This window comes from Legionella londiniensis, assembly GCF_001467825.1.
GTDB lineage: Bacteria > Pseudomonadota > Gammaproteobacteria > Legionellales > Legionellaceae > Legionella_A > Legionella_A londiniensis.
The window spans coordinates 210,821-221,519 of sequence record NZ_LNYK01000033.1 but is presented as its reverse complement, the minus strand read 5'-3'; the positions used below and the strand labels follow the sequence as shown (position 1 = coordinate 221,519).

The following is a 10,699-nucleotide window of genomic DNA, read 5'->3' as shown; positions in this document are numbered from 1 at the left end:
GAGAAATCAAACAAAATGGTTCAGTGGATGAGGGGAAAGCTGCCTGATCTTTTTTGACCATACACAACTTTTAACCGTAGCTCGCATCATCGAGCAAAATACCCATATTATCTGTTGAACCATCATCTACAACAATAATTTCATATGAAATTTCAGATAAATTGCTATTAAGCCAAGATGATAATTCATCAATGTTATTTACAATAATCAAAGATTCATTAAATGCAGGAATAACAATACTTAGGTTAACGTCTTGCATATGGGTTATTTCTCTCACAATTTTAAACAGTAATATTAGAATGATTAAAATGGAAATAGAATGATACTGATTAAAGATAAAAAGATCAGCAACTTAGCTAAATAAAAAATTTAGGCATGTTTTACGTGCTTTCCACTTTTTACCTTAAATACAATAAAGTGATGATTTTCATAAACGCGACTATAAAGCATCTCATTTAGGTTTGCATCTTCTTTTTTCAATACTATATAACTAATATTATATTTTTCAGCGATGCCATCAATCCAGTCACTTTTAATTAATTGATAAAACCTTTGCTCAAGAACATTCTGAATCTTTAAGAATGTATGTACATTCAGAGGATTTTCTAATAGAAAAGCATCAAGATTCAACCCATACTCTCTGAAACGTTTTAATCCCTCATAATAAGCGCTATAATCAGAGGTATAAAGCCAGGTAAACAACCATTGTTTTGGTGTTCCAAAGGAAGATCTATGAGAAAAAGCTTTCCAACCATATGGAGATATCGAGGGATCAATCATAAACAGTGATTGCGTATTTGTTTTATTTTTTGCCCATAGTTGAACATCATAATAAGATTTATAAAACTCAATTTTGTTTTCCGGTAGGTCATATGGTTTTATTTTTTGCACATCAAGGCACAAGCATACGTAAAAAATCAGAATAGCAAATAATCCAAACAAGTATGTGGCTTTTGTATAATGGCTAACTAAAGACAATCCTCCAAAAACGGCTAAAGCAAGTAAAAAATTATTGCGTAATCCTTCCTGGCCTAAGTAGATAACTAAAGTCTTATCAGTATATCCAAAATAATAATAAACACATGCAAGAATGGTTAATATTGATACAAGAATAAGGGTGATAATGTTACCTGGCTTATACATTTTTTTAACAATTTCAATAAAAGCAGGATAAGTAACAAGTAGAACTGTAATCAGTAAAAAAGGGGTTTGTAAATAGAATAAAGGAGTACATAACGTGACCAACGCTATTGATTTTCGCCAACAATTACCTTCATTAATTTCTTGCCAAATATAAGCAGCAATGTATATGATTCCAATTCTTGAGATAAACTCGCTTGCTCTATGTATTGCCAGCTTTATAAAAATGGGGTTAGGTGCATACGCCGATATAAACACACCAAAAACTGTAGCTAAAATTATTACTCCAAAACCGGCCAGAATCTCTTTATAGTACAAGTTGTTCTTAAGATAAAAAGTTGCATAAACCGCAATTGTCAGCAAACATAAAAAATTAAAAAAAAGATTGAAATTACTTGTAAAACGCTTTAGTGCAAGCGGGTACCAGTGATAATTCGTTAATTGCGTAAAGAAAAACCAATCCTCTTTTGGTATATTCTGCCCAAGCGTGGCAGCGGGCATTTGCCAGATCAACCAACAGAAAATAACCATGCTTGCCAAAATAAAAGCCAGCATTACTCTGATTTCAAAAAACCTCTTAATATTTAGCAACTGCATTCCAAATATGAATATTAATCCGCAAATCCCCATCATTGCGTGCGTTAATATTGAAAGTGTGATAAGAGCCACTGATTTGATATAGCTTTTTCTAATCCATAACGCTATGGACATCAATCTAAATGCATCAGCTGCATTATAATAAAGTCCATTAAATACCCGGCCTCCATAATTAGCTAGATTAAGGCTATTAATAAAAGTAAAAAAAGCAAAGACAATGACAATGATAGATATAATCACAGGGGATTTAGGCAAAAGGGTTTTAGTTAAAAACCAATATGCATATGCCAATAAAATTATATCTATCGCAAGCATAAGAGCCATTGAAACGGTAGGATCAAAATGCAGCTTATTCAGGAAAAGATATATGTGCATATATAAGGACATGGAATATACACTTAACCCTGAGTGAAAATCAGAAGAAAAATTTTGTGGTGCATTAATTTCAGCCAACCAATCTACAGGTGAGAATCCTTTGAAGGAGACAAAAAGCGGAATAAACTGATAATGTTTATACCATGCCCAAAAGATAATGAATCCAAGCAAAACATACAGGAAACGAGAATTACTGATATCACGAAGGATGGTGTTCAATATTTAATACCTTTCAAGCAGATTGATTGCAAGTGAACAAATTTTAACAAAATAGATTGATTTTAACGGAAAAAAAGTATATCTGAGTAAACTTACCGCATCAATTCATTTTATAAAAACAACAATCTCATGTTTGAAACAACAGCACTCAGATTTATGGAACAAGTCGATGGAAAGACAGAAATGCAGTAAATAGTTTTTTCTCTATTATATATACTGACACGCTAACTACAGATTATTATGTTAAAATCCTCTGATTCGGCAGCCCCTACCTGCAACTGAATTGATGAAGCCAACAATCTTAATAAAAAACAACTTATTCAAAAAAAATACCCTTCTTAAAAATATTTCCCTGGTTATTCAGGGAACCGCGTTGGGGCAAGGAATGGTATTTCTCCTGTCCCCAATCATTACAAGAATTTACTCGCCTGAACATTTCGGCTTATACACCGTATATGTTGCCTTACTCGGCATTTTGGCGTCCGTTGCTGCATTGCGGTTTGATGTTGCCATTCCTGTTCCTAAAAAAAAAATAGAAGGCTTATCCTTATGCATCGCGGCTTTAATCAGTTTAAGTATATTCACCCTGATAATAGTGCTGGGTATTCATCTAGTGATGGGCAGTGCCCTCAGTGCCATTATACGGCACAATTTAAAAAATAGTTTATGGCTCTTGCCGATTAGCGTTTTTGCCATCGGGCTTTACAATATCATGACTTATTTTATGGTGCGCCACCGCCTCTTCTCTCTCATTGGGCGCGCTAAAATGACACAAGCCATGTGCCTAATCAGCACGCAAATTACTTTTGGCTTACTTAAAGTTAAATCATTAGGTTTAATCTTGGGGCAGATCGTAGGGCATTTTGTTGTTGCCCTCATTTTTATCACAAAACTGTTTAAATTAGAGAAGCGAATTTTAAAAAAAATGAGGCATTCCTGGGTAGTAAAATCAGTACGCCGCTACTGGCGTTTTCCGGTATTTTCCACACCCGCAAGTTTAATGAACGCATTGGGATTGTATCTTCCAGCGATTGCTATTTCTGCTTTATATGGCTCTCAAATCGCCGGCTGGTATGGATTAGCCATCCAGGTGATGAGTACCCCTTTAGGGCTGATTGGCCAGGCTGTCGGGCAGGTTTATATGGGAGAAGGGGCTGCTTTAAAAAACAGCGGCAACTGCAATCAGTTGTTATCGCTATATATCAAAACCATCTGCCATGGATTGATTGTTGGTTTTCCGTTTATTTTAATCATGATCTTACTTGGCCCATCTTTATTTGGTTTTATATTTGGCTCAGACTGGCTGCAGGCCGGAATGTCTGCTCGCATTTTATCCATTATGCTCCTTTTAGAATTTGCCATTATCGGCCCCTCACAGAATTTTGCGCTTTTTAACCGCCAGGATTTTGCGCTCTATTGGAATGTTTTATTTATTCTTTTAAATTTTTCAGCATTCCTGCCTGCTTGTTTATTTGGGGCTGATTATTTCACTACCTTAATTTATTTGGCGCTTGCCAAGTCAATTGGTTATATTACAATGGCCTTCTTAAATTTATATGTATTAAGGTCTGCAACCGAGAAGTTTAATCAACTATGTGTGGAATAGCTGGTATTTATGCCTTAGGCGGTGAAGCTTATGCTGATCTCGCGTCGCTCCATAGAATGGCTGGTGCAATGTCGCATCGCGGGCCTGATGGGCAGGGTTTTTTCAAGGCGTATAAGGATGAAAAGCCAGGGGAATTTATTGCCGCCCCTCATGAGAGTCTCTATACCGGCAAAGCGGATCTGTTTCTGACTCATCGGCGCTTGTCCATTATTGATTTATCCGATGCGGCCCTTCAACCCATGTGCACGGATGATCGTCGTTACTGGATAACCTATAATGGCGAAATTTATAACTTTCAGGCATTAGCAAAAGAATTGCGGTCACAAGGCGTCGAGTTCCACACTAAAAGCGACACTGAAGTCTTACTTAAATCATATCAGCATTGGGGCATAGACGCGTTAGAACGTCTTAATGGGATGTTTGCCTTTGCAATCTGGGATGATAAGGAAAAAACCCTTTTTTGTGCAAGAGACCGAATTGGCATCAAGCCTTTATATTACACCATCCAAAATAACCGCTTTATCTTTGGCTCGGATATAAAAACATTAATTGCATCGGGGCTTTATAAACCGGAAATCAATTTGGAGGGGTTATATCATGCCATGAGTTACGGTGTAGCTCCCCGCCCTCTAACCTGTTTTAAGGATATTTATTCACTGCCGCAAGCTTCCTGGATGCTCATTAAGCCGAATGGTGAGATTACCCATAAAGCCTATTGGCATATCCCGGTTGGCACCCAGGATCATTCTCTTTCTGAACAAGATGCAGCCGATTTACTGGAAGAGAGGCTCAATGCATCGGTAAAGCGAATGCTTGTCTCAGATGTCTCAATTGGAACATTCATGTCCGGCGGTGTTGATTCAACCTTAATTACTGCAATGGCGGCAAAAGCACATCCCGGCATCAAGGCTTTTACGCTCGGTTATGAGAATTATGCAGCAGGATTGGATGAGATCCCTCAAGCTCAGGCAACAGCCGCCATGTATCTGCTGGAGCATATCATCCAAACCATCAAGGTAGACTCCATTTTAAACAATATCGAAGATAATATTCGTTTTTATGAAGAGCCTTATTATTCGCTGTCTCCGAATTATCTCATCTCCAGGCTTGTCAGCAATCATCACGTTAAAGTGGTTTTAAATGGCTTGGGCGGCGATGAGCTTTTTGCAGGTTACAGGCACTCCCGCTGGGCAAATCGCAGGTTTCTAATGCGGGCTATCGCTCCTTTTTTCAAATTGCTGCGCAATCAAAAAGAACTCTTTGCCAGAGTATCTGAACTGACAATGGCAAAAACGGCTGATCGCTACTACAACATTTTATTTACCATCATGTCTGAGCATCTTAAACAAAAGCTGTTTATGAGTCAGAGGGTAGAAGAATTCAATACCATTGAAAAGCTCAGCATGATGTATGTAGGGCAAGGACTCAAGTTTACCGATAATATTGAAGCCATGTGTTACATGGATTTGATTCACTATATTGGCAACCACCACGTGTATCGAGTAGACCAATTCACCATGGCTTTTTCACTCGAAGGCCGGTTTCCATTTTTAGATCACGAAGTAATTGAAGCGGCTTTTAAAATTCCATCTAAATATAAAATTAAGAATGGGCAGCAAAAATATATTTTAAGAAAAGTAGCGGAGAAATACATTGCGCCAGAATGTTTATCCATGAAGAAAAAAGGATTCTCACTTCCCATGGGTCATTGGATCAAAAATGATCTTTCAGAATACGTCACTCATCAATTTGCATCATTGGCAAAAAGAGATCTTTTTCATCCGCAAGCGATTTGGGATATCTGGACTATGTTCAAGCAAGGTAAAATTGACAGCAGATATGTGTGGCAACTTGTTGCAGTTGAAGCCTGGCTGCAAATGTTTTTTTAGTATGATTACTGTAAGCATACCAAACAATTACCGTTTAGAAAGAGAGTATATTCTCCAGACCCTTTTACATCAATTTTTAGGCATCTCTTATGAAATACGCGTTCATGATTCTCCAGGAATAACATTTTCGCGCAATAATAAAACATTGCGCATTGAAGACATCCTGTTTTCCACAAAGCCTGAATATTGGTTAACTGAACATTCGCTCCCCCAAAATAAATTATTAACCTGGGATATCAAAGATGTTCCATTCAATATCAACATTGCAGACACAAAGCTCCCTGTAATTTACGGTACGCAAAATTCAAACGGGACTTTTTTTGATATAAAAGACTCAGAAATACAATTAAGCCTGGATGTCTTTGGCTCAGCTTTCTTTATGCTCTCAGGCTACGAAGCGTTTGTAAAAAAAGAACGAGATATTCACGGCCGCTTTCCTTTTGAAGCCTCCCTTGCCCATCAAAACCAGTATCTGCACCGCCCTCTGGTCAATGAATACCTGGAAGTGCTTTGGGCATGCCTGACCCAGCTATGGCCGGAATTGGAACGAAAAGAGCATCAATATCAACTAAGATTAACTCATGATGTAGATATTCCGTTCCGCTATGCATTTGCAGGCTGGATAAACTGCGCCAAGGAAATGGCAAAATTCACTTTGAATAAACAATATAGGGATGCCTTGCAACAGCCATACCATTTTTACATGGTCAAATCCCGTAAAGCTGCCGCACATGATCCATTCAATACCTTTTCATTTTTAATGGATGTTGCGGAAAGACAAAATCTTTCCGCAACATTTTATTTTCTGATTGAAAATACCTGCCCTGAAAATGCCGACTATAGTATTACCCATCCTTTTCTCCAGGAGCTGCTAAAAGCTATTCATTATCGCGGGCATCAAATTGGTTTGCATGGCAGTTATTATTCCTGCCGGTCCCCAGAAATGTTCAAGCAAGAAATTGATCGATTAAAAAAAACCTGCAGCCAATATGGCATCTCGCAGAAAGATTGGGGAAACCGCCAGCATTATTTAAGATGGGATCCCAAAACCACAGCTTCTATTTTAGAGGAAGCAGCAATTGATCATGACTCTACTCTTGGGTATGCAGAACAGGCAGGGTTTCAAGCAGGAACTTGTTATGATTATTATTTATATGATTTAGGCAACAGAAAAAAGCTTTCAGTCATTGAGCGCCCTTTAATCGCCATGGAGGCATCTCTATTGGGCTATATGAACCTTGGTCATGAAAAAGCTTATGAAAAAATAAAAGCGCTAAAAGAATTATGCAAATTCTATCATGGCAATTTTACGCTGTTGTGGCATAATTCTACCTTGCAAAAATATCAGGATAAAGAATTGTATAAGGCTTGTGTAAACACTTAAAGGGGTAATAGCTCACGCCCCATTAAATTTTGTTTGAAAAAATAAGATGAGTTGCTGTAAATTAGTGCTCTCTGAATATAAAAAACTTGTTTTATGGAAGAAAAAGACTTTCCCCAAACCATAGAAGGTTGTCACAAATTACTGAAGCAGTTTATAGAAATAACGAAAACTCTAACCATTCACATAGATAAGCTAGAGGAAGAAAATAAAGCCCTTAAAGAGCTGTTAAATAATAACTCGTCAAATTCATCCCTTTCTCCATCGCTGGATAAAAAAAAAGAAGAAAAAAGATAAGGGTTCTCAAAATAAGGGTGGAGGCCAGCCTGGCCATAAGGGTCATTCCCGCAAGCTTTTAGATAGCGATAAAGTTGATGATATTGTGATGTGTAGGTTGCCTTCACGCTGTGAGTGCGGAGGAAGGATTCGCTTAAAAGAGGAGCATCAACGGCATCAGGTTTATGAACTACCACAGCCCAAACTTCATGTTACGGAATATCACTTAGAAAAGGGGCGTTGTTCATGTTGCAATAAGAATCATGTTGCAGAGCTTCCTGAAGGAGTAACCGGCCCAAATTTGACGAGTTTTATGTCGCAGATGATTTCAAAATATAAATTATCTCGTCGCGAGCTTCAGGAGTTTTTAAACGAGCAGTATAACTTTAAGCTGAGCTTGGGTTTTGTGTTTAACAAGCAAAAGCTAGTCAATAAAGCACTGGAAAAACCAGTTTATGTGGCAAGAACTATGTCTTTTATAATGACTTGCAAATTACAAGCTAAAAATTCTTTTGAATTCCTTAAAGAAACTATGCAGTGTTTTTTCGCCAACTCTGACACCCCTTCGCTTATTTTAAGCTAAGGGGGAGAGCTTTTACTTAAAGGACACCAACCAACATTCCCTCCGCACCTGCGACTTTACAGTCATTATAAAATAACTTGTTATTGTGGCTGATTACTAGAGAGTTGATTTGATTCATCATCCTCTTCCCTTTTTTTATGATCCTGGCTTTTAAGAGTGGAATCAGTAAAAAATCGTCCAAACTTGATTTCAGATAAAGCTTTATCTTGACTATTTCTATTCTTAAACACTTCCTGGGAGAGCCAGATGTTAACATCTAACCGACAAGTTTTATCAAAAGTATTGGTCACTCGTTCAACAGCAGTAATATAATCAATATTGGGATATTTTCTACAAATCTCTGCAATTATTTTAGGTTCTTTAGCCATAAAGGCTTGAGCCATGGCTTGCTCCCCCAATGTTAACCGGGAGTCATATATCTGATAAAAATCAAACCCTTGCTGCAAAGCAGCCAAAACCATATATACATTGGCATTTGGGCCTTTATTAAATTCATTTTTTATAACTTCTGAATAAAGCCATCTTTTTACTTCAGGCTGAATTTGTTTATCAAATATACTTGCTACCCGTTCTACCAGGATAACGTAATTGATTTTGGGATGGCATGCATACAAACCTGCAATGAGCCGAGATTCTTTTGAAATAAACGCTTGGATGGCCACCTGCTCCCCAAAACATAATCCTTTTCTATAGGGATAGGAGAAACTAACCCCTTCATATAAGGCAGTTAAAATCGTATTGATATTAGCAGAATGTCCTTTATTAAATTCATTTTTAATGATTTCCTGATAAAGCCATTTTTTTACATCTTCCTGGGTTTGTGGATAAAAGGTGGCGGCTATTTTATTCACTGCTCCAATAAGATGAATATTGGGGAACTTGGCATAAAGTTCAGCAATTATTCTTGGCTCTCTTGCCATACACGCTTGTGCCATAATTTGCTCGCCAAGATGCAGACTCCCAAATGGCTGATAAAAATCAACTCCATATTGTAGTGCGGTTAATATAGTATTGGCATTAGCACCCAGTCCTTTATTAAGTTCATTTTTAATGATTTCCTGGCAAAGCCATTTTTTTACGTCTTCCTGGATTTGTGAATTAAAGGTAGCGGCTATTTTATTCACTGATCCAATAAGGTAAATATTGGGGAACTTGGCATAAAGTTCAGCAATTATTCTTGGCTCTCTTGTCATATACGCTTGTGCCATAATTTGCTCGCCAAGATCGGAGTTTTTCAAGATAGTTGTCCGATTTTCCCTTTTTATGCTGCTGCCTGAACCGTTACGATTTCTCGATCCGGATTTAGGTTTACCGCGCCTATAGGGTTCCAGTTTCTCGTTGCTCTGCAACCCCATCTTTGCGGATTGAGTGCTTTCGCATATTCATACACTATTTTTCGTTTCGCCAGCAGTTCATGATCTTGCTCATTGTGTCGCTGAGCCGGTGTTACGAACCTGATACCGCTATGGCGGTGCTCATGGTTGTAGAAGTGCGTAAACCCCAGCATCCACTCCCTGGCATCCTCCACCGTTGCAAACCCACTGCTCGGCCACTGCGGGCAGTATTTCACGGTTTTAAACAAGGATTCTGCGAAGGCATTATCATTGCTCACCCTTGGTCTGCTGTAGGAAGTGGTAATACCCAGCTCCTGCAACTTCACTCGTAACGTGCTGCCTTTCATCGGGCTGCCATTGTCTGAATGAAGTACCAACGGCTTGAATAAGCACTGTTCCCGCAGCAATGCCCGTTGGATCAATTCACTTGCCAGCTGACTGCACTCCCGGTCGTGGACTTCCCACGCAACCAGTTTGCGGCTGTATATATCGATAACCGCGTATAAATACCAGTACTGCCCGCGAATGCCTGATGGCATGTAACTGATGTCCCAACACCACACCTGGTTAGGTGCGTTTGCGCTGTAACTCGTCGGCTTAGCCCGCCGCTGCGCTGCTTTACTCTTTCCACGGTGATGCTGCTGATTGGCCGCTTTTAACACCCGATACATGGTCGATTCTGATGCCAGATAAATACCTTTATCTGCAAGCCTCGGTACAATTTGGGACGGTGGCAAACTGGCATAGTCTTCGCTGTTACACGTTGCCAATATCTGTGCTCGTTCTGCTTCACTGAGCTTGTTCGAGGGCTCCGGCCTCACTGCGGCAGGTCGCTTATCTTCGACAACCATTCCTAGCTCATCCCGCCAGCGACGTAGCGTTCGCAATGGCAATTCAAGCTCTTGCGCCGCTTTTTCACGTCTTGCTCCGGCTGCCACCGCTTCATCGAACCAACCAAGATAGAGTGTGCGCTCACTCACCGGCGTTAACTGTCCTCGTCCTCCTCGCCGTAATAAGCTCTGAGCTTTTTTCGCAGTACCAGCAGTGCAGCCGCCTCCGCCAGCGCTTTCTCTTTACGGCTTAGCTCTCTCTCTAACTGCTTAATGCGTTTCTTATCTTCTCTGACCTGCTTTTTCTCTGCGACTTTACGCTGCGCCTCGTTCATATTGCCCATAATGCAGGCGGCACGCCATTCCCGTACCTGTTCAACCAATAAGCCTTTTTCCCGGCAGTATCGGCTTAATTCGGCTTCTGATAACGAAGCGGTTTCAATCACAACAGCGAACTTCGATTCTACTG

At 39.4% G+C, this 10,699-nt stretch carries 8 protein-coding genes and 1 pseudogene; 5 read left to right on the top strand and 4 right to left on the bottom strand.

The window, feature by feature from the left end; all coding sequences use genetic code 11:
- Positions 1-70: 70 nt before the first annotated feature.
- Together Llon_RS10415 and Llon_RS10410 are read right to left on the bottom strand one after the other, a co-directional pair.
- On the bottom strand, positions 71-259 hold the full coding sequence (locus Llon_RS10415) for a glycosyltransferase (protein WP_058529989.1): 189 nt from the start codon (positions 257-259) through the stop codon (positions 71-73).
- A gap of 110 nt (positions 260-369) precedes the next feature.
- Positions 370-2,331: a hypothetical protein gene (locus Llon_RS10410; protein ID WP_058529988.1), complete on the bottom strand. Its 1,962-nt coding sequence runs from the start codon at positions 2,329-2,331 to the stop codon at positions 370-372.
- A 286-nt stretch (positions 2,332-2,617) separates the two neighbouring features.
- Here Llon_RS10410 and Llon_RS10405 point away from each other — a divergent pair, with 286 nt between their 5' ends.
- The 5 genes from Llon_RS10405 to Llon_RS11495 all read left to right on the top strand — a co-directional run bounded on the left by Llon_RS10405 (position 2,618) and on the right by Llon_RS11495 (position 8,066).
- Positions 2,618-3,937 (top strand): lipopolysaccharide biosynthesis protein, encoded by a 1,320-nt coding sequence (locus Llon_RS10405; RefSeq protein ID WP_058529987.1) that lies wholly within the window; start codon positions 2,618-2,620, stop codon positions 3,935-3,937.
- Positions 3,925-5,826: an asparagine synthase (glutamine-hydrolyzing) gene (asnB, locus tag Llon_RS10400; protein ID WP_058529986.1), complete on the top strand. Its 1,902-nt coding sequence runs from the start codon at positions 3,925-3,927 to the stop codon at positions 5,824-5,826. Before Llon_RS10405 ends, asnB begins: the two co-directional genes overlap by 13 nt.
- A 1-nt stretch (position 5,827) precedes the next feature.
- Positions 5,828-7,210, top strand: coding sequence for a polysaccharide deacetylase family protein (locus Llon_RS10395; protein WP_058529985.1), 1,383 nt, complete (start codon positions 5,828-5,830; stop codon positions 7,208-7,210).
- A 93-nt stretch (positions 7,211-7,303) separates the two neighbouring features.
- Positions 7,304-7,504: a hypothetical protein gene (locus tag Llon_RS11500; protein ID WP_131754673.1), complete on the top strand. Its 201-nt coding sequence runs from the start codon at positions 7,304-7,306 to the stop codon at positions 7,502-7,504.
- Between the two features lie 88 nt (positions 7,505-7,592).
- Positions 7,593-8,066, top strand: coding sequence for an IS66 family transposase zinc-finger binding domain-containing protein (locus Llon_RS11495; RefSeq protein ID WP_115336876.1), 474 nt, complete (start codon positions 7,593-7,595; stop codon positions 8,064-8,066).
- Positions 8,067-8,146: 80 nt separating this feature from the next.
- Here Llon_RS11495 and Llon_RS10380 read toward each other — a convergent pair whose 3' ends face one another.
- Both Llon_RS10380 and Llon_RS10375 read right to left on the bottom strand, forming a co-directional pair.
- Positions 8,147-9,304: a hypothetical protein gene (locus tag Llon_RS10380; protein WP_058529982.1), complete on the bottom strand. Its 1,158-nt coding sequence runs from the start codon at positions 9,302-9,304 to the stop codon at positions 8,147-8,149.
- Positions 9,305-9,327: 23 nt separating this feature from the next.
- Positions 9,328-10,699: pseudogene (locus tag Llon_RS10375) on the bottom strand (IS3 family transposase); the annotation flags it as partial.

Excerpts from the sequence above, each read along its gene's own strand:
- Llon_RS11500 (WP_131754673.1), top strand. The coding sequence starts at position 7,304 with ATGGAAGAAAAAGACTTTCCCCAAACCATAGAAGGTTGTCACAAATTA.
- asnB (WP_058529986.1), top strand. The coding sequence starts at position 3,925 with ATGTGTGGAATAGCTGGTATTTATGCCTTAGGCGGTGAAGCTTATGCT.
- Llon_RS10395 (WP_058529985.1), top strand. The coding sequence starts at position 5,828 with ATGATTACTGTAAGCATACCAAACAATTACCGTTTAGAAAGAGAGTAT.
- Llon_RS11495 (WP_115336876.1), top strand. The coding sequence starts at position 7,593 with ATGTGTAGGTTGCCTTCACGCTGTGAGTGCGGAGGAAGGATTCGCTTA.
- Llon_RS10415 (WP_058529989.1), bottom strand. The coding sequence starts at position 259 with ATGCAAGACGTTAACCTAAGTATTGTTATTCCTGCATTTAATGAATCT.
- Llon_RS10405 (WP_058529987.1), top strand. The coding sequence starts at position 2,618 with ATGAAGCCAACAATCTTAATAAAAAACAACTTATTCAAAAAAAATACC.